Below are 26,131 nucleotides of genomic sequence, written 5' to 3'. Positions count from 1 at the left end.
TTCGCATCGAATCCGGCCGGCTACGGAATTCACCTTCGGCAAATTGTTGATCGGACCGACACTTGCATCGGAGTCCTACAGGACAGCCCGTCGAGGAGTCGCCGTCCAGCCGGACGGGGCGTTGTGACCATCTGCCCGTGAAATCCGTCCAATCCGATGCAGCGGCAGAGTCGGCCGATCACCTGGCCGAGCGAATGTGAAGGCGGATGACCGTTGGACTCGGATAGCCGCCATCGAGTTGCGGAAGACTCGAACGGCGCAGAAGGGGCGCCAACAGCCAGTCGCATGTACCTGCTGCCGCCCAAACGTCACCCCACACAGCAGCGTCCTTCCCGAAATCTCGCGACCAACAAAAAAGGCCCTTGCGGGCCTTTCGTTGCCAAAGCGTTCAGCGTTACTGCGTCAGCGCCGTAAACCCCTCCAGCAACCGCTCGACATCAGCCGCTTGAATCGCGCCCATCGTCGAGATCCGGAACAGTTCCTTCGACAACCCGCCTTGCCCCGCATAAATCACGAAGCCGCGCGCCTTCAGCCCGTCGTGCAGCGTCTCGTACGTGACGCCTTGCGGCAGCCGGTACGCACGCAGCACGACCGACGACGCGCCTTCCGGCAGCACGAGCGACATCCCGCGCGCCGCGAGCCCGGCCTGCGCCTGATCGGCGAGCGCCTTGTAGTGCGCATGCCGCGCACGCCAGCCGCCGGCCTCATCGAACTCGCGCAGCGCCTCGACGAGCGCGTAGTACGCGTGCACGGACGGCGTGAACGGCGTATTGCGCTGATCCTGCAGCTTCGCGAGCCGGCCGAGATCAAGGTAATACGTGCGGCTCGCCGCCTTCGCGAGCGCGCTGCGGCGCACGATCACGAACGCGGCACCCGGCACGCCGTGCAGGCACTTGTTCGCGGTCGCGGCGACCGCGTCGATCACGCCGCCGGCGAAGTCGATCGCTTCGGCGCCGAAGCTGCTGACGCCGTCGACGAGCATCTTCACGCCGCGCGCACGGCACACGTCGGCGATCGCGCCGAGGTCGTTCAGCCGGCCGGTCGTCGTTTCGTGATGAATCACCGCGACGTGCGAATAACCGCCCGCGTCGAGACGCGCGGCGATCTGCGCGAGATCGGGCGCCTGCATCCATTCGTGCTTCAGCACCTCGTGCGCGATTCCGTACTGCGTCGCGATCTGCGTGATGCGCTCGCCGTACACGCCGTTCTCGATCACGAGCAGCTTGCCGTCCTGCGGCACGAGCGCCGCGATCATGCTCTCGACGGCGGCGGTGCCCGAGCCGGTCATCAGCACGGCGGCCCACTCGGCCGGATCGAGCTCGTACGCGGCGACGAGGCGCGCACGCGCTTCATCCTGCAGATCGAAGAATTCGCTTTCGCGATGGCACAGGTCGGGTTGCAGCAGGCTGCGGCGCACGCGTTCGGTGAGCGTGACCGGGCCGGGATTCAGCAGCAGCATCAATGAGCTCCTTCGGCGTGGGCTTCAGCCTGCGCGGCGCCGATATGCCGCATCAGGCGGGTCTTGACTTCGACCGGCGTGACGGTCGGGCGGGGCAGGCCGTCGGGCACGCCCGTGCGGATCGCCACGCGCACGAACTGCGCACCGTCGGCCCGCGCGGCGAGCGTTGCATCGAGCACGTCGAGCGTGTCGCCTTCGACCGCCGACGCATAGCCGCATGCGGCCGCGACACCCGCGAACGACACATGCTGCGACACGGTCGCCTGGCCGCCCGTCGATTCGTGTGCGCCGTTGTCGAGCAGCACGTGCGTGAGGTTGGCCGGGCCGTAGGTGCCGAGCGTCGCGAACACGCCCATGCGCATCAGCGCGGCGCCGTCGCCGTCGACGGCCACCACGCGCAGGTCGGGGCGCGCGAGCGCGAGACCCAGCGCGAGCGGCGTCACGCAGCCCATCGAGCCGACCATGTACAGCTGGTTCGGGCGGTCGTCGATCGCATAGAGCTCGCGGCCGCAGAAGCCGGTCGACGCGAGCACGACGGTCGAATCGACCGGCGTGTGCGCGATCACGCGCTGCAGCGCGTCGTGGCGGGTCGGCCACGCGTCGGCCGACGCGGCACGCGACGACGATTGCGCGGCGACATGCGCGCGCGGCGCGGCCGCCGGGTTCGCCTTCAGCTCATACGGCGCGACGCTTCCTTTCTGCATCACGAGCGCGTACGGGCGGCCCGTCGCGTCCATGTGCGCGATCGCGCGGTCGAGCGCCGGGCCGACCTGTTCGGGGTCGGTCGGGAACGTCTCCCACGGGATCTCCATCGTGTCGAGCATCGCCGGCGTGATCGGGCCCATCAGCGCATGCTGCGGCTCGTCGGCGACACCCGGCTGGCCGCGCCACGTGACGATCAGCAGCTGCGGCAGCCGGAACGTCCAGGTCAGCGACGTGAGCGGGCTCACCGCGTTGCCGAGCCCCGAGTTCTGCATCATCGCGATCCCGCGCTTGCCGCCGAGCGTGGCGCCCGCGATCAGCGCGACCGCGTCGCCTTCGTTCGCGGCCGACACGTAGTGCAGCGTCGGGTCCTGCAGCACGTAGTTGATGAACGGCGTCAGGTACGAGCAGGGCACGCCCGCGTACCAGTCGAAACCGCGTTCGCGCGCGGCCTCGACGAACTGGGCCGCTTCGATCATTGCGCGCCCCCGTTGCCGGCGCCCGGCTCGGACAGCGGCGTCTGGCCGTGCGCGAAGTCGCCCGCGCGGCGGAAGTCTTCCAGGTCGTTGACGCCGCGCCAGTGGCCGTGCACGTACTGCACCTCGATCTTCTCGCCGGCGGCGATCAGCTCGTTGAGCAGCGACGGGATGTCGAGCGTGTCGAAATCGTCGCGTGCCTGCAGCGTCGCGAGCATCGCCTTCAGGCGGTCGACGCCCGCGCCGCGCACGTTCAGGAGACCGATCCAGCGGCCGTGCGGCGTGCCGGCGGCGACGTCGCTCGACACACGTTGCAGATACGTCTTCTGGCCGAACAGGCCGCGGTCGTCCGCCGCCGAGCACAGCGCGAAGTCGCGCACGCTCTGGTTGGTTTCCGTCAGCGACGAATCGACGACGACGCTGAACTCGGCCTCGCTCTCCGCGAGGTCGCGCACGATGTAGCTGCGGAACAGCAGGTCGCCGTACGAGATCACGGTGTCGCCGGTCAGGCGTTCGGCCGCACATGCGAGCGACGCGAGTTCGCCCGTCTGCGCATGGCGTTCGTTGACCACGAGCTTGATGCCCGACGTGTCGATCGCGTCGGCGCGATAGCCGCCGACCACGGTGATGTCGTTCACGCCGTGCGTCTTGAAGCCGTCGACGAGCCAGCGCAGCAACGGCTTGCCGGCGACCGGCAGCATGACCTTCGGCTTGTCTTCGGTGACGGCTTCGAGGCCCTTGCCGCGGCTCGCGGCGAGCACGATCGCGGCGTTCGACGCGCGCGACGACGACGACAGGTAGATGCGCTCGGCGGCCGAGTACTCGTCGGCGTCCTGCAGACGGAAGATCTCGTTGACCGATGCAACGCGGTCCTCGACGTTGATCAGCGTTTCGCTCTCGTGGATCTCGCGCGCGGTCGCCTGCATCGCGGATGCCGACGCGCGGATCAGGTGGTTCGCCCAGATCACGGTGCTGATGCCGGCCTGGCGGAACACGTCGGTCGGCGTGCTGTAGTACTTGGTCGGCACGATCACGAGCGGCGCCTTGCCGCTCCATTCGCGCGCGAACTGCAGGATCTCGTCCGGGCGCGACAGCTTGCTGTGGATCAGGATTGCGTCGGCGCCGGCTTCCGCGTACGCGTTCGCGCGACGCAGCGCCTCGTCCATCCCCCAGCCTGCGATCAGCGCTTCGACACGCGCGACGATCGAGAAGTCGGGATCGGTCTGCGAATCCTTGCCGGCCTTGATCTTGCCGCAGAACTCGTCGATTTCCGCGAGCGGCTGGCGCTCGCCGCCGATGAAGCTGTTGGTCTTCGGGAACTGCTTGTCCTCGATACAGACGCCGGCGATGCCGCGCTGCTCGAGCTTCTTCACGAGGCGGCGCACGTTGTTGAAGTTGCCGTAGCCGGTGTCGCCGTCGAGCAGGATCGGCAGGTCGCTCGCGTCGGCCATGAACTCGAGCACGTCGACGACCTGCGTCCAGCTTGCCTCGTTGTTGTCGCGCACGCCGAACTGCGCGGAGATCGCGAGGCCCGATGCCCAGATCCCCTTGAAGCCCGCTTCGCGGACGATGCGCGCGGACAGGCCGTTGTGCGCTTCCATCAGGAATTCGAGTTCGCTGCTGACGAGCATGCGGCGCAGGCGTGCGCTGCGCGATTCGGAGAAGTTGGGTTCGCGTGCGTTCATCGTGCGGCTCCGGCGGTCGTGCGTTGAATCAGGGGGAGAATTTCTTGCGTCGCGCGTGCGACGTCGTTCGGGAAGTCGATCTCGATCCACGGCGAACCCGTGACGTCGGCGACGTCGAACGCGTGGCCGCCTTCGAGCAGCAGGTCGCGCACGGCTTCCTCGTGCGGCATGTTTGCGCGGCCGCTGTCGACGTAGCCCGCGACGATTTTCGCGAGGCGGCGCGCGGTGCCTTCGGTGAAGCGGAAGAAGCCGACCGACTCGCCGATCGTGTCGTAGTCGAGGTCGACCGCGAGCTGCTTGCGCAGCTCGACCGGCACGCCGTTCTTCAGGCACAGCTTGACGGGTTCGTCGCCGGCCTCGAAGTCGCGATCGATCAGCAGGCGGTCGACCGACTGGTCGGCATCGGCGACCAGCGCGTGCAGGATGTTCTCGTCGTACAGCACGTCGGCGTCCATCAGCAGCACGTCGCCGCCGCGCGTCATCGCGTCGGCGACGGTATGCACGGTCAGCACGCTGCCGAGGTCGTAGCGCTCGTTGATCACGATCTCGGCGGTGCGGCCGAGGCGCTTCAGTTCCTGCTCGACCTTCTCGTGCTGAAAGCCGAGCCCGAGCACGATTTCATCGACGCCCGCGGCGTCGAGCACGCGCAGATGGCGCTCGAGCAGCGACACGTCGTCGAAGCGCAGCAGGCACTTCGGGAATTGCGCCTCGGGCGGTTGTTGCAGGCGCAAGCCGAGGCCTGCCGCAAGAATGATGGCTCGCATGGGTTCTCCAACCAAAAAGCCGGCGGATCTGAACGATCAGTCGGCGATGGGCTGCGGCGCACGGCGCCGCTGCCAGTTTCTTTCACTGAAATGCAGATAGAGCAGGCCGGGCAGGCCGAGCGCGAGTTCGCGCGCGCGCTTCGCGAGCGACAGCGCGAGCGCCGCGTCGGGCGGCAGGCCGACCAGCGGGGCGAGCAGCAGGTAACCGCCTTCCTGTGCGCCGAGCGAGCCCGGGATCGCGAATGCCGCACCGCGAATCGCCTGGCCGACGCTCTCGAGCAGCAGCGCGTCGAGCCAGCTGACCGGGTGCCCGAGGAAGTGCAGCGCGAGCCACACTTCGGCGGTGCCGACGATCCAGCCGGCGAGGCTCAATCCGAAGGTCTTCGCGACCTTCGCGCGATCGCGGTACAGCGCGCCGACCGCGTCGTCGATCGCGTCCGCGCGGGTCGCGAGCGACGACCAGTCGCGCGGGCCGAGCATCTTCGACGCGAGACGCAACCCGCGGCCGAACAGCCCGCGCCGCTGCGCCGCGTAGAACGCGACGGCCAGCGCGCCGAGCACGCCGGTGGCGATCAGCGCCGGCGTGCGCAGGTGCGCGACCGACTCGTGCGTCGCATACACGCTGAACGTGGCGATGCCGATCAGCGCGAACGCCATCTGCGCGAGCGCCTGCATCGTCGTGCTGACGGTGACCGCGGCGGCCGCGTCGGCCATCCGCGTGCCGCGCTGCGCGAGGTGGCGCACCATCAGCACCGGGCCGCCGATCTGCCCGGCGGGCAGCAGGCTGTTCACCGATTCGCCGACCCAGCGCGCGCGCAGCGCGTTGCCGAGCTCGGCGCCCGGCTGGCCGCGGCGGAACATCACCGAGATCGCCAGCGCGTCGATCACGAGCGGGACGACGTGGAATGCCGCGACGAGCGCGAGGCCCCAGCCGGCCGCGAGGAACGTCGACCCGACCGCGCCGACGCCCTGCCACGCGAGCAGGGCGACGAACAGTGCCGTTCCGAGGGACAGCAGGATCAGGCCGGCGCGTGTCATGACCCGCTCGACCGGCGCGTAGCCAGCTGCTTGAACACCTGGCGGAAACCGAAATACGCGATCGCGTCCTTCATGTTCGAGATGAAGCGCTTCCACGGCCGCATGCCGGGGTTGGTCACGTATTCGAACGTGAGCGACACGCGCGTCTCGTTCTGGCCGAGCGGCGTGATGCGATGGCGCAGCTTGTCGCCGTCGAACAGCACGATGCCGCCGTCGGCGATCTGCACGGAACCCGATTCGTCGGGCACGTCAGGATTGCGCGTATGCAGTTCGTAGTCGAGCCGGCACGACGACTCGTCGATCACGCCGATCAGCAGCGTGTAACGACGGCCGTCGTAGTACGACGTGTCGTAGTGCCAGCCGATGTGGTCGCCCGGCTTCGTGTAGTAGTACAGCGCGTACGCATGCGGATCGTCGTCCGGCGACAGCATCAGCTTGTCGCCGGTGACCTTCTCGAGGAAGCCGATCAGCGCCTTCGAGCGGTACAGCTCCGCGATGTACGGCGCCTGCTCGTCGATCGTGTGCCGGCTCACGCTGCCGCCCTGCTTGTGGCCGGGCAGGTAATTGCGGTTCAGGCCGGCCTGCATCGCGCGGGCGGCGGCCGCGAGCTTCGCGTGCGCGTCGGCCGGCAGGAATGCGTCGAGGTACAGGAACGAGCCCTGGCGCGTGTAGTCGCCGCGCAGGCGGTCGAGGTCGAGACGGCCGACGCAGTCGGCCACGGTGCGATCGGGATCGGCCGCTGCCGCGCGCGCAGGCGCGGGGCGTGCCGGGCTCAGCACGGAGTCGTCGCGCGTGCTAGGAGTCATTTGGAAACCTGGATTTCGGTAGGGTTCTGCGGGAGATTGCCGCGGCGGACGATGCGCCACCAGTCGATCACGACCCACGCGGCGAACAGCGGGGCGCCGATCGATGCCGCGAGCAGGAACGGCTGCACGCCGTCGACGAGCGTCACGATCGGCAGCAGGTAGAGCACGTCTTCCGTCTCGAAGCCGCCGGCGAACGCCTGCTTGGTGCCGGCCTTGCCGGCGATCGATTCGATCCGCATGCGCAGGAAGAAGATCAGCGCGACGGCCGCACCGGCCACCGCGCCGAGCAGCACCGGCGACGCGGCCATCTGGCCGCCCTGGGCGACGATGCCGAGGCCCATGCTGACGAACAGCGCGACCGTCACGAGCGCGTCGGCCGCGAGGTCGTAAAAGTGACCGATCTTGCTGGACTTGCCGCTGATGCGCGCGAGTTCGCCGTCGGTGTGGTCGACGAAGTTCGACAGCACGATCAGGAATGCCCCCGCGTTGATCCAGGCGAAGCCGCCTTGCGCGAGGCACCAGGCACCGGCGAGGCCGATCAGCAGACGAAGGGTAGTGAGGTGATTCGGGGTGACGGGCGTGTCGATCAGCGGGCGTACGAGCGAGCGCGCGAGCCGCGCATCCCAGGTGCGTGGCAGGGGCGGTTCGGAACGTGTGGCGGTTTTTCTTTGGTCCATCGGCGAAATATATACGGAATTGTAATTTGTTGCTTTTTATTCGATCAATGTCCTGACATACGGGAGTGTTACCGCGCATTCCGGACATCGGCGGTTGCGAACCGGATGCGCGAAACGGCGTTCGCGCAGGCGGGCCTTACCAGCTTCAGTGTGGTTCGCGTCGCGCGGCTGTCAAGGGCGGACGGGCCTTGCGCGCGGGCGCGGCGGCGCTCCGCGCGCGTCGACGCGTTGATGTGCATCAGGCCCGCAAAAGCCGCGTCGGGAGACAATCGGCTGCGGCGATCGCCGATCGGCCGTCGCATGCGGATTCCCCGCGTTTGCGCGGTCAATCCGGAAAGATCTCGATCGATTGGCGTCAAGCAATTTGTAATCCGCGTGCGGCAAATTGGCGGTCCGCTTTCGCGCACCTTTCGACTGCATTCGATGCGCAGCCGGCTCCCTGTCACAGAACGGCCGTTCGATACCCGGCGCATTCGGCAAGTATCTTTTGCATTCAACGGACATTTCGCGGCGATGGCCTCTGCGATACTCCGACCGTGCCCGTGGTGCCGGGCCGCCCCTCGCGGCCCCAAGGGCTTCGCGTCGCCCAGGAGACACCCCCCGCGACGTCAACGACAGACCAAAAGCGTCAGATATACAGCCATGTCTTCTTCACGCATCCTCGCTCCCGCCCTGCGTTCGCTCGTCCGCACCGCCGACGAAGCCGCCGCGCTGATCCGCCCCGGCATGACCGTCGCCATGAGCGGCTTCACCGGTTCCGGCTATCCGAAGGCCGTGCCCGCCGCGCTCGCCGCCCACATCGACGCGGCCCACGCGCGCGGCGAGGACTTCCGGATCAACGTGCTGACCGGCGCATCGACCGCGCCGGAACTCGACGGCGCGCTCGCCCGCACCAACGGCATCTCGATGCGCCTGCCGTACCAGTCCGACCCGACGCTGCGCGACAAGATCAACAACGGCGAAGTCGATTACCAGGACGTCCACCTGAGCCACGTCGCGCAATACGCATGGTTCGGGCTGTACGGCGACCTCGACGTCGCGATCGTCGAAGTCGCGGGTATCCGCGAGGACGGGTTGCTGATCCCGTCCGCGTCGATCGGCAACAACAAGACGTGGCTCGAGCAGGCGAAGCACGTGATCCTCGAAGTCAACGCGCGCCAGCCGCTCGGCCTCGACGGGATGCACGACGTCTATTACGGCACCGCGCTGCCGCCGCACCGCAAGCCGATTCCGCTGACGAAAAGCGACGACCGGATCGGCGAGCCGTACCTGCGCTGCCCGGCCGAGAAGATCGTCGCGATCGTCGAGACCGACGCGCCGGACCGCAGCAACGCATTCTCTGCGCCGGACGCCACGTCGAAGCAGATCGCGCTGCAACTGATCGACTTCCTGCGCCACGAGGTGAAGCGCGGCCGCCTGCCTGAAAACCTGCTGCCGCTGCAGTCGGGCGTCGGCAACATCACGAACGCGGTGCTCGCGGAACTCAGCTCGGCCGGCTTCTCGAACCTGACCGCGTACACGGAAGTGATCCAGGACGGCATGCTCGACCTGCTCGACGACGGCACGCTGAGCTTCGCGTCGGCCACGGCGTTGTCGCTGAGCCCGGCCGCGGTGCAGCGCTTCGCGGACGAGATCGCGACGTTCCGCGAAAAGATCCTGCTGCGCCCGCAGGAGATCAGCAATCATCCGGAACTCGTGCGCCGCCTCGGCTGCATCGCGATGAACGGGATGATCGAGGCCGACATCTACGGCAACGTGAACTCGACGCACGTGATGGGCACGAAGATCCAGAACGGCATCGGCGGTTCGGGCGACTTCGCGCGCAACGGCTACCTGTCGTGCTTCATGTCGGCGAGTACCGCGAAGGGCGGCGCGATCTCGCGGATCGTGCCGATGGCGAGCCACGTCGACCATACGGAGCACGACGTCGCGGTGGTCGTCACCGAGCAGGGGCTCGCCGACCTGCGCGGCCTGTCGCCGAAGCAGCGCGCGCGCAAGATCATCGCGACCTGCGCGCATCCCGACTACCGGCCGATGCTCGAGGACTACTTCGAGCGCGCGTCGCGCGAGAGCTTCGGCAAGCACACGCCGCACCTGCTCGCCGAGGCGCTGTCGTGGCACGAGCGCTACGTGCGCACCGGGACGATGAAGGCCTGACGTCGCGACCCGCGGCGGGCAGGTGCCCGCCGCACTGCGTCAATCCATCGCCGCGTGCGCGACGTCGACGCTCGCCGTTTTCTGCGGCGGGCGGATCAGCAGCAACAGCGGGATCATCAGCAGCGTCGCGACGAACATCAGCTTGAAGTCGTTCAGGTAGGCGATCATCGCGGCCTGCTGGTTGATCGTGCGGTCGAGCAGCGCGATGTCGACGTGGCTGCCGGCCATCGCCTGCACGGCCGGGTCGAACGGCGTGATGTGGGTCGCGAGGTCGGCATGCGCGACCTGCGTGTTGCGCGTCATCAGCGTCTGGACGATCGAGATGCCGATACTGCTGCCGATGTTGCGCATCAGGCTGTAGGTGGCCGTGCCGTCCGCGCGCAGTTCGGGCTGCAGCGTCGAGAACGACAGCGCGCTCAGCGGCACGAACACGAGCCCCAGGCCGAAGCCCTGGACCACCCCGGGCCACACGATGTCCGCCTCGGACAGCACGATCGTGTACTGCATCATCTGCCACAGCGCGAGCGCGGAAATCGCCAGCCCGGCGAGCAGCAGCGCCCGCGCGTCCACGTATTTCAGCAATCGTCCGACGAACAGCATCGCGATCATCGTGCCCGCGCCGCTCGGCGCGGTGACGAGCCCCGTCGTCGCGACCGGATAGCCCATCAGGTTCTGCAGCATCGGCGGCAGCAGCGCGCGCGTTGCGTACAGCACCGCGCCGACGACGAAGATGAACAGCGTGCCGGTCGCGAAGTTCGGGTCGCGCAGCAATTCCGACTTGAAGAACGATGCGTGGCCGGCGGTCGCCGTATGCACGAGGAAGAACGCGAAGCTCAGTGCCGCGACGAGCGCCTCGATGCGGATCTCGTACGAACCGAACCAGTCGAGCTGTTCGCCGCGGTCGAGCATCGCCTGGAACGCGCCGATCGCGAGCGCGAGCGTCGCGAAGCCGAACGCGTCGAATTTCACGTGCGGGCGCGGTGCGCGCGCGGGTAGGAAGGTCAGCACGCCGGCCAGTGCGAACGCGCCGATCGGCACGTTGATGAAGAACACCCAGCGCCAGTTGTAACTGTCGGTGAGCCAGCCGCCGAGCGTCGGGCCGAGGATCGGGCCGACCATCACGCCCATCCCCCAGATCGCCATCGCCTGGCCCTGTTTCTCGCGCGGGTTGATGTCGAGCAGGATCGACTGCGACAGCGGCACCAGCGCGGCGCCGAATACGCCCTGCAGCAGCCGCGCGCCGACGATCTGCACGAGCGACTCGGACAGCCCGCACAGCGCGGACGCGATCGTGAAGCCCGCGATCGAGATCGTCAGCAGCCGTTTCATGCTGAGCCGGTCGGACAGCCAGCCGGTCAGCGGCGTCGCGATCGCCGCGGCGACGATGTAGGAAGTCAGTACCCAGGTGATTTCGTCCTGCGACGCGGACAGCGTGCCCTGCATGTGCGGCAGCGCGACGTTCGCGATCGTGCTGTCGAGCGTCTGGATCAGCGTCGCGAGCATGATCGACAGGGTCAGCATCGGCCGATTGAGGGCGGGCGGCGAGGCGGGGGCGTCGGCGGCGGGATTCAAGCGGGTGTCTCCGTGGGGTGGTCGCCGTGGGCGGCGATCCGGTACGGCTCGAATTATAAGCATGCTTATTATGTTTGTGCTCATCGCTTGATCCGAGCCGCGGGTCATTCGCGGCCTGCCCCTATAATCGCCGCATGGACAAGACTTACGAGAACCGGATCGGCTACCTGATTTCCGACGTGGCCCGCCTGCAAGGACGCCTGTTCGACCGGCGCGCGAAGCGCATCGGGCTGACGCGCGCGCAAAGCCGCGTGCTCGCGTACCTGACGTGGAAGGGCGAGATGAATCAGGCGCGGCTCGCGGAGTGGCTCGAGATCACGCCGATCTCGCTGACGCGGCTGCTCGACCGGATGGAAGGCTGCGGGTGGATCGAACGCATCGCGAACGACGACGATCGCCGCGCGTTCGTGATCCGGCTGACCGACAAGTCGCGCGAGATCTTTCCGCAGATGCTGGAAGTGGGCGACACCGTCACCGACGATGGGCTGCGCGGCTTCACGCGCGACGAGCGCGACACGCTCGTGCGCCTGCTCGGGCGCGTGCGTCACAACCTGATCGACAGCGGCGGCGAATGACGCGGGCGCGGGCGCGGCGCCGCTGAATCGGCCGGCAGCAGCGGGGCGGCTGCGGCAACGGCGGGGCGGTCCGGGCTTGTGTCGGAGGAGTCGGGCCGCTATCTTGCAACCTCAAGTTCACTTGAGATCAAGCATGAGCCGTCTGGACATCGCCGATGTCGCGCGCCGCTCGGGACTGCCCGCGTCGACGCTGCGCTACTACGAGGAAAAGGGATTGATCGTGCCGACCGGCCGTCACGGGCTGCGGCGCCAGTATGACGAATCGGTGCTGGAGCGCCTGGCGCTGATCGCGCTCGGCCGCGAGGCCGGTTTTTCGCTGGACGACATCGTCGCGATGTTCGGCGCGGACGGCCGGCTCGCGATCGACCGCGCGAAACTCGACGACAAGGCCGACGAGCTCGACCGTACGATCCGCCGTCTCGGCGCGGTGCGCGATGCGTTGCGCCATGCGGCCGTGTGCTCGGCGCCGAGTCATCTCGAGTGTCCGTCGTTCCGCAAGCTGCTGCGCATCGCCGCGCATCGTCATCCGGTGCGCCGCACGAAGACGGACGGCACGTAAGCGGTCAAGCGGTCCGGTTTGCCGGAACGGCGCGCGCGCGGGCGGGCGGCGGGGCGGCCGTACCGCGGCGGCCGGCGCTCCCGAGCGGATCATCCCGCGTAATACACACGACACTCCATCTCGCGTCCGCGCACGATGCGCTTGCCGACGAGCGAGCCGAGCGTTTCGGTGACGACCGTCCTCTGGTACTCGCATTGCAGCGCATCGTAGAAGTAGAGCGCGACCCAGTCGGCGGTGCGGGTGGACTCCTGCGGGCGAACCGGATACGGGCACAGCGCGGTGAAATGCCAGCCGCCTTTCGTCATGTGCATCACGGGCGGCTGAACGCTCAGGTCCGCGTTCAGCCGACGCGACACGAGCGTGGGCAGGATGCCGGCGGCGGCCTTGTTGCGGTACAGGCGGTCGATATAAAGCAGCAGCTCGACCGGCGGCTCCGTGCCGAGATCGGCGTTGCGCGCGTGGCCTTGCCAGCGCCGGCGCCGGGTCAGCACGTCGTCGAGCGCCGCGCGGATGCCGGACGCGCGACGCGGGCCGACGCCCGCGATCGCTTCGAGCTGTCCGCTGCGGGCCGCGCGTTCGAGATCCTCGAGCGTATCGATGTGCAACTGGTCGTGAATCCGCAGCGCGAGCGCGTGGCCGATGCCCGGCACGGCTTCGAATGCGGACGCGCGCTCCGCGTCGCCGCGCAGCCGGTCGAGCAGGCGCCAGCGTCCGGTCACCAGCAATTCGGCGATCGCCTGGGCGACGCCCGTGCCGATCTCCGGCAGTGCACCGAGCGAATCGACGCCGCCCGCGTCGAACCGGGTGCGGATGCCGTCTTCGAGCGCGGCGATCGTGTCGGCCGACGCGCGGTAGGCGGCAACCCGATAAGGATTCGCCCCCTGTTCGGCAAGCAACTGCGCGGCTTCGCGCAGGCAGGCCGCGATTTGCCGGTTTTCCTCGTGTGTCTGGCCGATGGTCGTTTGCATGTGCGGAGCCCGGGGATGTGCAAACGGAATGGACGCGGCGGGTCACGCGCCGGTCTACCTTTTATTTCAACATATTGTCGGGGCGGGCGACGAACAAAACTTGATGTGCGTCAATAGCAAACGTTGCACAGGCGGAAGCGGGCCGCGCATGTTCGTGCCGGGTCGCGGCACGAACGTGCGATGCGTCACGCTTCGAGGAACGTCTGCGCGCCTTCTGCCTCCGCGGCCGTGCGCAGCGCGGCGAGCGCGCGCTTCTCGATTTGCCGCACGCGTTCGCGCGACATGCCCGCGTCCTGTGCGATCGCGTCGTAGGTGTCGGGCTCGGCGCCGCCGAGGCCGAACCGGCGGCGCAGCACGTCGGCCTCGGCCGGCGTGACCGAGCGCAGCAGCGACGTCACGCATTCGCGCATCCGCGTGTCGGCCAACTGCTCGAACGGGCTCGCCGATGCCTGGTCCTCGATCAGGTCGACGAGGCCGGCGTCCGCGTCGGGCAGCGGCGTGTCGAGCGACACCGGCTCGGCAGGGAGCGCGAGCACCGCGCGCAGCTTGTCCTCGGCGAGCCCGGTTTCGGCCGCGAGTTCGGCCGGCGTCGCGCGCCGGCCGGTGCGCTGGCGGAAGCGCAGTGCGTGCCGATGCACGCGCTGGTACTGATCGCCGACGTGCACCGGCACGCGGATCGTGCGCGCGCGATCGGCTACCGCGCGCGCGACCGCCTGCCGGATCCACCAGGTCGCGTAGGTCGAGAACTTGAAGCCGCGCCGGTATTCGAACTTCTCGATCGCGCGCATCAGGCCGAGGCAGCCGTCCTGCACGAGGTCGGGCAGGTCGACGCCGCGGTTCATGTACTTGCGCGCGATCGACAGCACGAGCCGCAGGTTCGCCTCGAGCATCGCGCGCGTACCGTCGCGCACCTTCTGCTGGCCGTCGCTCAGCGCGGCGCCGAGCGCACGCCGCGCGACCATGTCGAAGCATGCGGCGTCGGTGCCCGCGGCGGCGTCCGTCGCGGCGCCGACCGGCGCGGCGGCCAGTGCGCGCACGACGCGGCTTGCGTCGTCGACGGCCGGTGCCACCCACGCGAGCGAACCGAGCAGCGCGGCCAGACGGTTGCGCGCGTCGCGGTATTCGGCCGAGCGGCAGCCCTGCGCGTGCAATGCGCGGCGCACGGCCATCACCGCGTCCTGCAGCGTGTCGTAGCGTGCAGGCACCGGTGCGTTGCCTTCGCCGTCGCCGATGTCATCGCCGTCGTTGGCGGCCGCGCCGGTTGCGCTCGTCGCGCCGTGGCGCGCGAGCAGCGCCTCGACGGCCGCCGGACAGCCGGCGAGCGCGTGCAGGATCTGATGGCGGCCCGTTTCGATCTCGCGGGCCAGCACGATTTCGTCCTCGCGCTTGAGCAGGGGCACCGCATGGATGCGCCGCATGTAGAGCGCGAGCGGATCGGTCGATGCGCTCGTGCCGCGGGCCAGATCGCCGAGCAGCGCACGGCCCTCGTCGAGCGCGTCGCGATCGACGTCGACCGGCGCCGCACCGGCGAACGGCACCGGCGCGGCCGGCTCGTCGAGCACGGCGATGCCGATGTCCGCGAGCGCGGCGCGCACGACGTCCAGCGCGTCGGGGCTGTCGCTTTCCGGCGGCAGCGCGTCGACGAGGTCGGCGTGCGTCAGATAACCCTGTTCGCCGGCAAGCGCCAGCAGCTGGATGATCGGATCGAGGGGCGTGTCCGCCCGAAGCGTGGGGCGTGGCGTAGTCATGTCGATGGCGGCGTGAGCCGCGTTCCTGTCTGGGCGGGCCGAAGTCCGCGGGTTTCAGGCTCCCGGGGGCCGCGAACGCCCGTCCGCGCCGGCCAGCCTGACTCGATGTTCAAGTTGAGGGCATTTGCGTCAACTTCAACGTCGGCGCGGCTGACGCGCGAGCATGCGGCATGCCCGCCCGGTTACGACCGCATTCGATCCGTGGAAACAAAAAGTAACGGATCAAACCCGCAGAAATATGCGGGGGACGTAAGCTAGAGTCAGGCGCGCGCCACGCAGCGACGCGCGGATTCCTTCGGAGCATGAAATGAACCCGATTTCCGCCGCGAGGCCTGCCGTCATGGCGCTGGCCATGCTCGCGCTGAGCGGTTGTTATTACACGAGCCCGTACGGCTATGCGCCGTATTACGCACCCGTGCCTGCCACGGTGTCGCAGCGCGAACTCCCGGCAGCGCCGGCAAATGCCGGGCCGGTCGTCCCGTCGACACCCGCGGTGCCGGCCGTGCCGCCGCCGGCGGACGATTACGCCGACGCGCCGGCTCCGGTCTATGCCGCGCCGGTCTATGTGCCTTACCCGGCCTACTATCCCGCGTATTACCCGGGCTGGTACGGGCCGCCCGTCACGATCGGCCTCGGCTTCTGGGGGCATTGGGGCGGCGGCTACCGCGGCGGGTACTGGCGCCGTCCCTGGGGCGGCGGCCACTGGGGAGGCGGGCATTGGGGCGGGGGCCATCGACACTGACCGACGCGTGGCGGCACCGCGCGGGAGAGCAACATGAGCAACACGATCATCCGAAGTCTGTGCGTCGTCCTGTTCGGTGTCGCCGCGATACCGGGCCTCGCCGACGCGCAAAGCAGCGCCTATACGAATTCCGGGGCCGAAATCTATGCGGGGCCGGCGCCCGATTATCCGGTCGTCGCGCAGGTCCCGCCCGGCACCGCGCTGGACGTGTTCGGCTGCCTCAGCGACTACTCGTGGTGCGACGTCGCGCTGCCGGGCGTGCGCGGCTGGATCGACGCGGAGCAGCTCGACTATCCGTACCAGGGCAATTACGTGCCGTTGCTCGAATACGGCGCGATCATCGGCGTGCCGGTGACCGGGTTCGCGATCGGCGCGTACTGGGACCGCTATTACCGCCACCGGCCGTGGTTTCACGATCGCGACCGCTGGGAGCATCGTGCCGAGCCGCGCATCGGCCCCGGCGGGATGCCGCCGGCCTACGGGCGCCCGCAGCCGGGCGGGCCGGTTCAGCGCGTGCCGGGCGGCGAGCCGTCCGAGCGGCATGATGCACGGCCGTCGGCCACGCGCGGCGGCTGGAACGGCCCGAACCGCGCGCCGGCGCCGCAGGCCGCACCCGCGCCCGCGCCGATGCCTGGCGCGGCTGCCCGTCAGCCGGCGCCCCCGCCGCAATCGTCACCGCCCGCACCGAGCGGTGGCGCGGCCCGGATGATGGTGCCGCCGACGCATCAGGGTGGTGGAGGTTACGGCGGCGCACGGCCGCAGGGCGGTGGAAACGGAGGCGGGAACCACGGCGGTGGCGGGGGTGGAGGCAGCAGCGACGAGTTTCGCCGTTGACCGGCCGACGGCAGCGGGGTCGCGGCCCTTGGCCTGCGCCGGACGAAAAACGGATCGGTCGGCTCGCTCATCGCGCCCCTGCAAGCCTGTTCCTGAAAAAACGAAACCCCACGCTCCGAAAAACGTGGGGTTCGTCAGCAGTCCGATGCCGCTCCGGAGAGCGGCTCCCGATCTAGGCGGGCGGGCCCGTCGTACGGCCCGCCGCGCGCGTCAGTCGTCGAGCAGCGACAGGTCGCGCACGGCGCCCTTGTCGGCCGACATCACCAGCTTCGCATAGGCCTTCAGCGCGGCGGACACCTTGCGCGGGCGCAGTTGCGCCGGTTTCCAGCCCTTCGCGTTCTGCTCCTCGCGGCGCCGTGCGAGCTCCTCGTCCGAAACGAGCACGTCGATCGTGCGGTTCGGGATGTCGATGCGGATCTTGTCGCCGTCGCGCACGAGGCCGATCGCGCCGCCCGCTGCCGCTTCCGGCGAGCAGTGACCGATCGACAGCCCCGACGTGCCGCCCGAGAAGCGGCCGTCGGTCAGCAGCGCGCATGCCTTGCCGAGGCCCTTCGACTTGATGTAGCTCGTCGGGTACAGCATTTCCTGCATTCCGGGGCCGCCCTTCGGGCCTTCGTAGCGGACGATCACGACGTCGCCGGCCTTGACCTTGTCGTTCAGGATGTTCTCGACCGCTTCGTCCTGCGACTCGGTCACGTGGGCCGAGCCCTCGAACACGAGGATGCTTTCATCGACGCCGGCCGTCTTCACCACGCAGCCGTCGAGCGCGATGTTGCCGGTCAGCACGGCGAGGCCGCCTTCCTTCGAGAACGCATGCTCGTACGAGCGGATGCAGCCTTCGGCGCGGTCGAGGTCGAGGCTCGGCCAGCGCGTGTCCTGGCTGAACGCGACCTGCGTCGGGATCCCGGCCGGGCCGGCCAGGTAGAACGTGCGGACCGCTTCGTCTTCGGTGCGGACGATGTCCCACTGGTCGAGCGCGTCCTTCAGCGACGGCGCGTGCACGGTCGGCACGTCGGTGTGCAGCTTGCCGGCGCGGTCGAGCTCGCCGAGGATCGCCATGATGCCGCCGGCGCGGTGCACGTCCTCGATGTGGTACTTGTTCGTGTTCGGCGCGACCTTGCACAGCTGCGGCACGCTGCGCGACAGGCGGTCGATGTCCTTCATCGTGAAGTCGATGCCGGCTTCCTGCGCGATCGCCAGCAGGTGCAGGATCGTGTTGGTCGAACCGCCCATCGCGATGTCGAGCGTCATCGCGTTCTCGAACGCCTTGAAGCCGACCGAGCGCGGCAGCACGCGCAGGTCGTCCTGCTCGTAGTGCTGGCGGGTCAGCTCGACGATGCGGCGGCCGGCGCGCTTGAACAGCTGCTCGCGATCGGCGTGCGTCGCGACGACCGTGCCGTTGCCGGGCAGCGACAGGCCGAGCGCTTCGGTCAGGCAGTTCATCGAGTTCGCGGTGAACATGCCCGAGCACGAACCGCAGGTCGGGCACGCCGAGCGTTCGACTTCGGCGACGTCGGCGTCCGAGTACGACTGGTCGGCCGCGATCACCATCGCGTCGACGAGGTCGAGCTTCTTCAGTTCGATGGCCTTGGTGACCGGGTTCGCGAGGCGCGTCTTGCCGGCTTCCATCGGGCCGCCCGACACGAAGATCACCGGGATGTTCAGGCGCATCGCGGCCATCAGCATCCCCGGCGTGATCTTGTCGCAGTTCGAGATGCAGACCATCGCGTCCGCGCAGTGCGCGTTCACCATGTACTCGACCGAGTCGGCGATGATGTCGCGGCTCGGCAGCGAGTAGAGCATGCCGTCATGGCCCATCGCGATGCCGTCGTCGACCGCGATCGTGTTGAATTCCTTCGCGACGCCGCCGGCGGCCTCGATCTCGCGCGCGACGAGCTGGCCGAGATCCTTCAGGTGCACGTGCCCGGGCACGAACTGCGTGAACGAGTTGACGACCGCGATGATCGGCTTCGAGAAATCGTCGTCTTTCATGCCGGTGGCGCGCCACAGCGAGCGCGCACCTGCCATGTTGCGGCCGGCGGTGGAAGTTTTGGAACGGTATGTGGGCATGGTATGGCTGAAGAAATATCGCGGAAAAGGGTGGAGGCACGGGAATAAAGGCCTCTCGCGCGCCCGTGCGAACAACCTCTTGAGCTGCGCCCTGGGCAAACTCGGCGATTATCCCACAGCCGCCGGGCGTGCGGCGCCCGCGGACGCGGGCGAGGGCGCGGGTGGCGTGGTGCGCCGGACAGCGCCTTGGTGCGCCGAGCGTGAAGGCGAACCGGGCGCACCAGGCACGAAGGCGGACGCCGGCCATCGCCGGCGGAGCCGGGCGGCGGCGTCATCGCCCGTTCTGCCGACGATGAAGCAGTGCGCCGTACCCGCCGATCGCGCGTCAGTCGAGCAGCGTCAGGATTTCGTCGTACAGCGCCTTCGGAATCCGCACGCCGTGCGCGATGCTGCGCGCGCGGGCATCGAAGCGCCGCTGCGACGGCAGCCGCGCGCCTTGCCCGATGATCGACGCGAACATCCGCTCGCCGCGCGCGAGGCCTGCGTCGAGCTCGTCGCCGAGGAACACCTTCGGGTCGAACGCGATCACGAGTTCGCCGTGGCACGGCGTCGCGCCGACGCCTTCGTCGAAATCCATCGACTCCTGGCTCGTCATGTCGCCGATCAGCGCGCCGCCGAGCAGTTCGACCATCGCCGCGAGCGCCGAGCCCTTGTGGCCGCCGAAGGTACGCATCGCGCCCTGCAGCGCGGCCTTCGGGTCGGTGGTCGGCTGACCGTCGGCATTGATCGCCCAGTGCGGCGGGATCGCCTTGCCCTGTTTCGCATGCAGCTCGATGTCGCCGCGCGCGATCGCGCTGGTCGCGAAGTCGAACACGAACGGCACGCCGTCCGGGCGCGGCCACGCGAATGCGATCGGGTTCGTGCCGAACACCGGTTCGCGGCCGCCTTCCGGCGCGACCCAGCTGTGGCTCGGGTTCATCGCGATGCCGGCCAGCCCCTCGGCGGCGATCGCCTCGACCTCGGGCCACAGCGCCGAGAAGTGGTAGCAGCGGTTGATCGTCATCGCGGCGATTCCGTGCTGCTTCGCCATCTCGACGAGCACCGGCAGGCCGGTCTCGAAGCTCAGCAGCGAGAAGCCGCGATGCGCGTCGACCGAGACGATCGACGACGACAGCCGGCGCAGCGTCGGCACGGCCTGCGGATCGACCTTGCCTTTCTTCAGCGAGCGCACGCACACGAGCAGCCGGTACACGCCGTGCGAGTGGCACTCGTCGCGCTGGCCCTGCGTGATCACGCTGGCGATCGCCTGCGCGTGCGCAGCGGACATCCCGTGGTGCGTCAGCACCCGCAGCGCGAGTGCGTGCACCTCGTCGAGCGACAGGACGACTTCGGCGAGCGGCTCAGACATCGCTCGCTTCCCGCGGCGCGGGCACGCCGTCGATGCGTTGCGGCACGTTCAGCGGGTTGCCGTTGCGGATGGCGTCGGGCAGCAGCGCGTCCGGCACGTCCTGGTACGACACGGGGCGCAGGAAGCGCTCGATCGCGCGTGCGCCGACCGACGTGGTGCGCGTGTCGGACGTGGCCGGGAACGGGCCGCCGTGCACCATCGCATGACCGACCTCGACGCCCGTGCCGAAGCCGTTGACGAGAATGCGGCCGGCCTTGCGCTCGAGCGTCGGGCGCAGCGCGGCGAACAGCGCGGCGTCGCCGTCGGCGAGATGCGCGGCGATCGTCAGCTGGCCTTCGAGCGACTTCAGCACGCGGTGCAGCGTGTCGGCATCCGGGCAGCGCACGATCAGCGACGCGGGGCCGAACACTTCGTCGCGCAGTTCGGGGTGGGCGATGAACGCGTCCGCCGACGTCGCGAACAGCGCCGCGCGCGCCTGGTAGCGGCCGCCTTCCACGCCTTCCGCGAGCAACTCGACCGCGTCGTGCGCGCGCAGGGTGGCCACGCCCTGCGCATAGCTCGCGTGGATGTGCGGCGTCAGCATCGTCTGCGCGGCGGTTGCTTGCACGGCGGTGGCCGCCGCGGCTTCGAACGCGCGCAGCGCGGGGCCGTCGACCGCGAGCACGAGGCCCGGGTTCGTGCAGAACTGGCCGGCGCCGAGGGCGAGCGACGCGACGAATTGCGGAGCGATCGTGTCGTGGCGCGCGTCGAGCGCGGCCGGGAACAGCAGCACCGGGTTGATCGAGCTCATTTCCGCATAGACCGGAATCGGCTCGTGGCGCGCGGCCGCGATGTTCATCAGCGCGACGCCGCCGCGGCGCGAGCCGGTGAAGCCGACGGCCTTGATGCGCGGATCGGCGACGAGCGCCTGGCCGATTTCACGCGACGCGTCGAACAGCAGCGAGAACACGCCGGCCGGCAGCCCGCATTCGCGCACGGCCCGCTGGATCGCACGGCCGACGAGCTCGGACGTGCCCGGGTGCGCGGAGTGCGCCTTGACGATCACCGGGCAGCCGGCCGCGAGTGCCGATGCCGTATCGCCGCCCGCGACCGAGAACGCGAGCGGGAAGTTCGACGCGCCGAACACGGCGACCGGCCCGATCGCGACGTTGCGCAGGCGCAGGTCGACGCGCGGCAGCGGCTTGCGGTCCGGACGGGCCGGGTCGATGCGCGCATCGACGTAGCCGCCGTCGCGCACGAGCGACGCGAACAGCGCGAGCTGGCCGACCGTGCGGCCGCGTTCGCCTTCGATGCGTGCGCGCGGCAGCCCCGTTTCGGTGACGCAGCGCTCGATCAGGTCGTCGCCGAGCGCCATGATGTTGCGGCCGATCGCGTCGAGAAACGCGGCGCGTTGCTCGGGGCCCGTTTCGCGATACGTGTCGAAGGCTTCGTCGGCGAGCGCGCAGGCCGTCTCCAGGTCGCGCAGGCTCGCGCCGCCGAACGCGGGCTCGAGCGGTTCGCCGGTCGCGGCGGCGATCGCGTGAAGGGTGCCGTTCTGTCCGGCGACGGCCGACTGGCCGATCAGGAGCTGACCTGTGAGTTGCATGGTTCTTCCTCGGAAAATGCGGGGCCGGACGTGATGCGCCCGGCCGGAGTGGAAAGGGGAAAGCGGGTGCGTCAGTCTTCGTCGTCTTCGAGCTGCAGCTTGTCGGAACGGATGCCGGTGTTGGCGCCCCAGTAGAAGATCACGAGCGCGACGGCCGCGACGACGACCGTGTCGTACGGATGCGCGAGCTGGCCCGTGCCGCCGAAGCCGCCGAAGTACGACAGCACGATCATGGCCGCGTAGAACGCGATCAGCCACGCGGACGAGCGCACCTGTTCGGCGATGCTCAGGTGCGCGGTCGGCACCCAGCGGCGGCACGCGAGATAGATCACGAACATCACGATCTGCAGGCCGAGCAGCCAGGACACCGTGCTCCAGCCCGACCAGTAGACGATCAGCGCGGCGATCACGAACGACGCGGGGCCGGTGATGCCGAACGCCACCGCGCGGAACGGCCGCGGCAGGCCGGGCGCGGTGCGGCGCAGCGCGGCGACCGACACGGGCGCGACCGCGTAGCTCAGCACGAGCGCGGCCGACACGATGTTGATCAGCGCTTCCCACGACGGGAACGGCATGGTCCAGAAGATCGCGAGGCCGAACGTGAGCCACAGGCCCGCGCGCGGGATGCCCGACGCTTCGTCGACACGCGTGAACACCTTGAAGAACGTGCCCGTCTTCGCCCAGCCGTAGACGACGCGCGGCGTCGCGTTCATGTAGATGTTGCCGCAGCCGCTCGGCGAGATCATCGCGTCGGCCACCACCATCACCGCGAGCCAGCCCACGCCGAGCGCGAGCGCGATGTCGCGGTACGGCAGCGAGAAGGCCTTGCTCACGTCGTGCCAGCCGGCGGCGAGCATGTCGGTCGGGATGCTGCCGATGAAGGCGAGCTGCAGCAGCACGTAGATCAGCGTGGACAGCAGGATCGACAGGATCAGCGCGATCGGGATCGTGCGCTGCGGATTGCGCACTTCGCTCGCGACCGACACGATCGGCGTGAGGCCGAGGTACGCGAAGATGATGCCGCCGGCCGACACGGCCATCTCGATGCCCGGCATGCCGAACGGCGCGAAGCCGTGCATGGTCAGGTTGGCGGGCTTGAAGAACGTGAACAGCACCGCGATCACCGACAGCGGCACGATGAACTTGAAGATGCTGATGATGTTGTTCGCCTTCGCGAACGTCTTCACGCTCGAATAGTTCAGGTAAAAGAACAAGCACAGCAGCGCGGCCTGCACGAGCCAGCCGAGCGTGGTCGGGTCGCTCGAGCCGGCCTTGGTGAGACCGGGAAACCACGCGGCCGCATATTGGCGCGCCGCGACCACTTCGATCGCGATCAGGCTCGAGAACGCGATCAGCGTGATGAAGCCCATCAGGTAGCCGAGCAGCGGGCCGTGCGAGAACACCGGGTAGCGGACCACGCCGCCCGCGCGCGGCAGCGCGGCGCCGAGCTCGCAGTAGACGATGCCGAGCAGCAGCACCGCGAAGCCGCCGAGCAGCCACGAGAAGATGCCGGCCGGGCCGGCGATCGTCGACACGTGACTCGCGGCGAACAGCCAGCCCGAACCGAAGATCGCGCCGAGGCCGATGAACGTCAGGTCGGTCAGCGACAGCTGCTTCTTGAATTTGCCGTGACCGCCGTCGGCGGGCACGGAACGGGAAAGCGGGACGGACGGGTGGGTGTTGCCTTGGCCTGGCATGGGTTTGTCTCCTGGGAAATATCGGTGCAGGTGTGGCTTGCGCCGCGCTCCGACGGAGCAGCGGCGCAACACCTGCCGGCCGGCGTGCGACCGGTTCGAGCGACCGGCGCGGGCCGGGGGCCGTTCATGCGCGGCGCGGGTTGGCGCCGCAGCGAACGGCCCGCGCGAGCCATGCCGGACCGGAAGCGGCGATGCGACGGGGGATGCCGTTGCACCGCCGGGGGGGAAATCGGTCAGCGGTTCGCCCGGTTCCGTTCGGCGCGGTGCGCGGCGTCGAAAGCGATGGAAGCGCCCGGTGCGAACCGGTTGCTGAGGGCGGGGAAAACTCCGGTCCGCTGGATGGCGTTTCGGCTCACTGCAATCTCCTGCTTCGTATCGGTCGACGACAGGCGTGTCGACGTGCAACCAGTATCGCCGTGCAAACACCCATCACGCTTGAGCCGGATCGCGGAGCAAAATGACGAAATCGGCACAGTGGCCGGAAGGGCCGCGAAGGGCGCTTCGCACTGTGCCGATTTCGTCGCCGTCCTTATCGAAAAGCCACAAGCGGACGGACGCGCGACGGAGGAAGCTATGCTCTTTTCCCCACATCGGACGGCTCATGATGAAGCGCATCCAGATCATCGATTCGCACACGGGCGGCGAACCCACGCGGCTCGTCGTGTCCGGTTTCCCCTCGCTCGGCAACGGCACGATGGCCGAGCGCCGCGACGTGCTCGCGCGCGAGCACGATCGCTATCGCACCGCGTGCATTCTCGAGCCGCGCGGCAGCGACGTGCTGGTCGGCGCGCTGCTGTGCGATCCCGTGTCGCCGGAGGCGGCGGCCGGCGTGATCTTCTTCAACAACAGCGGCTATCTCGGGATGTGCGGGCACGGCACGATCGGCGTCGTGCGCACGCTGCATCACATGGGCCGCATCGAGCCGGGCGTGCACCGGATCGAAACGCCGGTCGGCACCGTCGAGGCGACGCTGCACGACGACCTGTCGGTCAGCGTGCGCAACGTGCTCGCGTATCGCCACGCGAAGGCCGTCGATGTCGACGTGCCGGGCTACGGCCCCGTGAAGGGCGACATCGCGTGGGGCGGCAACTGGTTCTTCCTGATCAGCGATCACGGCCAGCGCGTGGCCGGCGACAACGTTGCGGCGCTTACCGCCTATTCGTCCGCGGTGCGCGCGGGGCTCGAGCGCGCGGGCATCACCGGCGCGAACGGCGGCGAGATCGACCATATCGAACTGTTCGCTGACGATCCCGAGCACGACAGCCGCAGCTTCGTGCTGTGCCCGGGCCACGCGTACGACCGTTCGCCGTGCGGCACCGGCACGAGCGCGAAGCTCGCGTGCCTCGCGGCCGACGGCAAGCTCGAGCCGGGCGTCGTGTGGCGCCAGGCGAGCGTGATCGGCAGCGTGTTCCAGGCGAGCTATGCGCAGGCCGACGGCGGCATCGTGCCGACGATCCGCGGCAGCGCGCACCTGAGCGCGGAAGCGACGCTGCTGATCGAGGAAGACGATCCGTTCGGCTGGGGCATCGTGTCGTGAGTGAAATCAGGACCGACGTCGTCGTGATCGGCGCCGGCATCGTCGGCGCGGCGTGTGCGCACGAACTCGCGCAGCGCGGGCTGCGCGTGCTCGTCGTCGACGACGCGAGCGGCGGCGCAACCGGCGCCGGCATGGGGCACCTCGTCGCGATGGACGACAACGCGGCGGAGCTCGCGCTGAGCCATTACTCGATCGAGCTGTGGGGCGCGCTCGCCGGCGAGATGCCGGAAGGCTGCGCGTACCGCAACTGCGGCACGCTGTGGCTCGCGGCCGATGCCAGCGAGATGGACCTCGCGCGCACCAAGCAGGCGACGCTCGCCGCACATGGCGTCGCGGGCGAACTGATCGACGCGGCGACGCTGGCGCAACTCGAGCCGATGCTGCGCGCGGGCCTCGGCGGCGCGCTGAAGATTCCCGGAGACGCGATTCTCTATGCGCCCGTCGCCGCCAGCTGGCTGCTGCAGCGTGCGCCGGGCATCACGTTGCGGCGCGAACGCGCGGTGGCGGTCGACGGCCCGAGCGTGACGCTCGCGAACGGCGACACGCTGCGCGCGGAACGCGTGGTCGTCGCGAACGGCGTCGCCGCGCGCACGCTGTTGCCCGAGCTGCCGCTGCGCCCGAAGAAGGGCCATCTGCTGATCACCGATCGTTACCCGGGCCAAGTGTCGCACCAGCTCGTCGAACTCGGCTATGCGGCGAGCGCGCACGCGAGCGACGGCACGTCGGTCGCGTTCAACGTGCAGCCGCGGCCGACCGGCCAGCTGCTGATCGGCTCGTCGCGCCAGTTCGATACCGAGGACGCGCGCATCGAGCCGCCGGTCCTCGCGCGCATGCTGCGCCGCGCTGTCGGCTATTTGCCCGACCTGGCCGACCTGAACGGGATTCGCGCATGGACGGGTTTCCGTTCCGCGAGCCCCGACGGTCTGCCGCTGCTCGGCGAACATCCGGCGCGGCCGGGCGTATGGCTCGCGGTCGGGCACGAAGGGCTGGGCGTGACGACCGCGCCGGGCAGTGCGCGGCTCGTCGCCGCATTGATGACCGGCGAGCGGCCGCCCATCGACATCGAACCGTATTTGCCGGGACGTTTCCTGACGACGTCCCCCGTAGCTGGAGCGCTGACATGAAACGACCC

22 protein-coding genes are annotated in these 26,131 nt (G+C 69.1%); 7 read left to right on the top strand and 15 right to left on the bottom strand.

Features of this window, described 5'->3' with window-relative positions; genetic code table 11:
• Positions 1 to 394 precede the first annotated feature (394 nt).
• The 8 genes from U4Z64_RS16120 to U4Z64_RS16085 all read right to left on the bottom strand — a co-directional run bounded on the left by U4Z64_RS16120 (position 395) and on the right by U4Z64_RS16085 (position 7,966).
• The gene (locus U4Z64_RS16120) at positions 395 to 1,459 is read right to left on the bottom strand and encodes a 2-aminoethylphosphonate aminotransferase (RefSeq protein WP_321811152.1); all 1,065 of its coding nucleotides are present in this window, start codon (positions 1,457 to 1,459) and stop codon (positions 395 to 397) included.
• A complete protein-coding gene (gene aepY, locus U4Z64_RS16115; RefSeq protein WP_321820470.1) occupies positions 1,459 to 2,640 on the bottom strand; it encodes a phosphonopyruvate decarboxylase in 1,182 nt (393 codons plus the stop codon). Before aepY ends, U4Z64_RS16120 begins: the two co-directional genes overlap by 1 nt.
• A complete protein-coding gene (gene aepX, locus U4Z64_RS16110) occupies positions 2,637 to 4,322 on the bottom strand; it encodes a phosphoenolpyruvate mutase (RefSeq protein ID WP_321820469.1) in 1,686 nt (561 codons plus the stop codon). The genes aepY and aepX overlap by 4 nt, the downstream gene beginning before the upstream one ends.
• Positions 4,319 to 5,086 (bottom strand): phosphocholine cytidylyltransferase family protein, encoded by a 768-nt coding sequence (locus tag U4Z64_RS16105; RefSeq protein WP_321795106.1) that lies wholly within the window; start codon positions 5,084 to 5,086, stop codon positions 4,319 to 4,321. Before U4Z64_RS16105 ends, aepX begins: the two co-directional genes overlap by 4 nt.
• Positions 5,087 to 5,122: 36 nt before the next feature.
• Positions 5,123 to 6,124, bottom strand: coding sequence for an HpnL family protein (locus U4Z64_RS16100; RefSeq protein WP_321820468.1), 1,002 nt, complete (start codon positions 6,122 to 6,124; stop codon positions 5,123 to 5,125).
• Positions 6,121 to 6,930 carry a 2OG-Fe(II) oxygenase gene (locus U4Z64_RS16095; RefSeq protein ID WP_321820467.1) on the bottom strand — a complete coding sequence of 270 codons (810 nt, stop codon included), beginning with the start codon at positions 6,928 to 6,930 and terminating at the stop codon, positions 6,121 to 6,123. The genes U4Z64_RS16100 and U4Z64_RS16095 overlap by 4 nt, the downstream gene beginning before the upstream one ends.
• Positions 6,927 to 7,607: a CDP-alcohol phosphatidyltransferase family protein gene (locus tag U4Z64_RS16090; RefSeq protein ID WP_321820466.1), complete on the bottom strand. Its 681-nt coding sequence runs from the start codon at positions 7,605 to 7,607 to the stop codon at positions 6,927 to 6,929. Before U4Z64_RS16090 ends, U4Z64_RS16095 begins: the two co-directional genes overlap by 4 nt.
• A gap of 68 nt (positions 7,608 to 7,675) precedes the next feature.
• The gene (locus U4Z64_RS16085) at positions 7,676 to 7,966 is read right to left on the bottom strand and encodes a hypothetical protein (RefSeq protein ID WP_321820465.1); all 291 of its coding nucleotides are present in this window, start codon (positions 7,964 to 7,966) and stop codon (positions 7,676 to 7,678) included.
• A gap of 283 nt (positions 7,967 to 8,249) precedes the next feature.
• Here U4Z64_RS16085 and U4Z64_RS16080 point away from each other — a divergent pair, with 283 nt between their 5' ends.
• Positions 8,250 to 9,764: an acetyl-CoA hydrolase/transferase family protein gene (locus tag U4Z64_RS16080; protein ID WP_044843989.1), complete on the top strand. Its 1,515-nt coding sequence runs from the start codon at positions 8,250 to 8,252 to the stop codon at positions 9,762 to 9,764.
• 39 nt (positions 9,765 to 9,803) lie between these two features.
• Here the strand turns inward: U4Z64_RS16080 and U4Z64_RS16075 are convergent, their stop codons facing one another.
• Positions 9,804 to 11,336, bottom strand: coding sequence for a DHA2 family efflux MFS transporter permease subunit (locus tag U4Z64_RS16075; protein WP_321820464.1), 1,533 nt, complete (start codon positions 11,334 to 11,336; stop codon positions 9,804 to 9,806).
• A 134-nt stretch (positions 11,337 to 11,470) separates the two neighbouring features.
• Here U4Z64_RS16075 and U4Z64_RS16070 point away from each other — a divergent pair, with 134 nt between their 5' ends.
• Both U4Z64_RS16070 and U4Z64_RS16065 read left to right on the top strand, forming a co-directional pair.
• Positions 11,471 to 11,911: a MarR family transcriptional regulator gene (locus tag U4Z64_RS16070; RefSeq protein ID WP_321811158.1), complete on the top strand. Its 441-nt coding sequence runs from the start codon at positions 11,471 to 11,473 to the stop codon at positions 11,909 to 11,911.
• A 133-nt stretch (positions 11,912 to 12,044) separates the two neighbouring features.
• The gene (locus tag U4Z64_RS16065) at positions 12,045 to 12,470 is read left to right on the top strand and encodes a helix-turn-helix domain-containing protein (protein ID WP_321820463.1); all 426 of its coding nucleotides are present in this window, start codon (positions 12,045 to 12,047) and stop codon (positions 12,468 to 12,470) included.
• A gap of 89 nt (positions 12,471 to 12,559) precedes the next feature.
• Here U4Z64_RS16065 and U4Z64_RS16060 read toward each other — a convergent pair whose 3' ends face one another.
• Both U4Z64_RS16060 and U4Z64_RS16055 read right to left on the bottom strand, forming a co-directional pair.
• Positions 12,560 to 13,438: a helix-hairpin-helix domain-containing protein gene (locus U4Z64_RS16060; RefSeq protein ID WP_321820462.1), complete on the bottom strand. Its 879-nt coding sequence runs from the start codon at positions 13,436 to 13,438 to the stop codon at positions 12,560 to 12,562.
• A gap of 185 nt (positions 13,439 to 13,623) precedes the next feature.
• Positions 13,624 to 15,186, bottom strand: coding sequence for a sigma-70 family RNA polymerase sigma factor (locus U4Z64_RS16055; protein WP_321820461.1), 1,563 nt, complete (start codon positions 15,184 to 15,186; stop codon positions 13,624 to 13,626).
• A gap of 307 nt (positions 15,187 to 15,493) precedes the next feature.
• Between U4Z64_RS16055 and U4Z64_RS16050 the strand changes: the two genes are divergently transcribed.
• Together U4Z64_RS16050 and U4Z64_RS16045 are read left to right on the top strand one after the other, a co-directional pair.
• On the top strand, positions 15,494 to 15,928 hold the full coding sequence (locus U4Z64_RS16050; RefSeq protein ID WP_044843995.1) for a hypothetical protein: 435 nt from the start codon (positions 15,494 to 15,496) through the stop codon (positions 15,926 to 15,928).
• Positions 15,929 to 15,961: 33 nt separating this feature from the next.
• Positions 15,962 to 16,762 (top strand): SH3 domain-containing protein, encoded by an 801-nt coding sequence (locus tag U4Z64_RS16045; protein WP_321820460.1) that lies wholly within the window; start codon positions 15,962 to 15,964, stop codon positions 16,760 to 16,762.
• A gap of 210 nt (positions 16,763 to 16,972) precedes the next feature.
• Here the strand turns inward: U4Z64_RS16045 and ilvD are convergent, their stop codons facing one another.
• The 4 genes from ilvD to U4Z64_RS16025 form a co-directional block, all read right to left on the bottom strand.
• Positions 16,973 to 18,832, bottom strand: coding sequence for a dihydroxy-acid dehydratase (gene ilvD / locus U4Z64_RS16040; RefSeq protein WP_321820459.1), 1,860 nt, complete (start codon positions 18,830 to 18,832; stop codon positions 16,973 to 16,975).
• A 325-nt stretch (positions 18,833 to 19,157) separates the two neighbouring features.
• Positions 19,158 to 20,180 (bottom strand): Ldh family oxidoreductase, encoded by a 1,023-nt coding sequence (locus U4Z64_RS16035; RefSeq protein WP_321820458.1) that lies wholly within the window; start codon positions 20,178 to 20,180, stop codon positions 19,158 to 19,160.
• Positions 20,173 to 21,765 carry an aldehyde dehydrogenase (NADP(+)) gene (locus tag U4Z64_RS16030; RefSeq protein WP_321820457.1) on the bottom strand — a complete coding sequence of 531 codons (1,593 nt, stop codon included), beginning with the start codon at positions 21,763 to 21,765 and terminating at the stop codon, positions 20,173 to 20,175. The genes U4Z64_RS16035 and U4Z64_RS16030 overlap by 8 nt, the downstream gene beginning before the upstream one ends.
• Before the next feature lie 71 nt (positions 21,766 to 21,836).
• Positions 21,837 to 23,462 carry an APC family permease gene (locus U4Z64_RS16025; protein WP_044842883.1) on the bottom strand — a complete coding sequence of 542 codons (1,626 nt, stop codon included), beginning with the start codon at positions 23,460 to 23,462 and terminating at the stop codon, positions 21,837 to 21,839.
• Between the two features lie 604 nt (positions 23,463 to 24,066).
• Between U4Z64_RS16025 and U4Z64_RS16020 the strand changes: the two genes are divergently transcribed.
• Both U4Z64_RS16020 and U4Z64_RS16015 read left to right on the top strand, forming a co-directional pair.
• Positions 24,067 to 24,999 (top strand): 4-hydroxyproline epimerase, encoded by a 933-nt coding sequence (locus U4Z64_RS16020; RefSeq protein ID WP_044843139.1) that lies wholly within the window; start codon positions 24,067 to 24,069, stop codon positions 24,997 to 24,999.
• Complete coding sequence (locus tag U4Z64_RS16015) at positions 24,996 to 26,123, top strand: FAD-dependent oxidoreductase (protein WP_321820456.1); 1,128 nt, start codon at positions 24,996 to 24,998, stop codon at positions 26,121 to 26,123. The genes U4Z64_RS16020 and U4Z64_RS16015 overlap by 4 nt, the downstream gene beginning before the upstream one ends.
• Positions 26,124 to 26,131 lie beyond the last annotated feature (8 nt).

It is taken from the genome of Burkholderia sp. BCC1996, assembly GCF_905339955.1.
Taxonomy (GTDB): domain Bacteria; phylum Pseudomonadota; class Gammaproteobacteria; order Burkholderiales; family Burkholderiaceae; genus Burkholderia.
This window is presented reverse-complemented; position numbering and strand designations above follow the sequence as displayed.